This is a genomic window from Burkholderia sp. GbtcB21, from assembly GCF_019091065.1.
Lineage (GTDB): Bacteria > Pseudomonadota > Gammaproteobacteria > Burkholderiales > Burkholderiaceae > Burkholderia > Burkholderia pyrrocinia_C.
The window spans coordinates 1-230 of record NZ_JAGXKA010000547.1 but is presented as its reverse complement, the minus strand read 5'-3'; the positions used below and the strand labels follow the sequence as shown (position 1 = coordinate 230).

Here is a 230-nt window from a genome sequence, read left to right as displayed (position 1 = left end):
CCGCCCGACAGCACGCCGAGCCCCGAGCCGAGCCCGGAAGGATCGATCCTGCCGTTGCTGGTCAGCGTGTTGTTGTTGCCGGTCAGCGACATCGCCGTGCCGCCGACGCCGGGCAGCACGCCGACGCTCGCGCCGGGGTTGACCGTCGCGTTCAGGTTGTTCGCGCTGTTCGCGTAACTGGGGGCCAGCGGGGTCGCAACGCCGGAACAGGTCACCGTGGTGCCTGCCGT

1 protein-coding gene is annotated in these 230 nt (G+C 70.9%); it reads right to left on the bottom strand.

The genetic code is table 11. The features are described 5' to 3' along the window. Window positions 1–230: hypothetical protein (locus tag KVT39_RS37600; RefSeq protein WP_217591541.1), on the bottom strand; the 230-nt coding region annotated here is incomplete at both ends.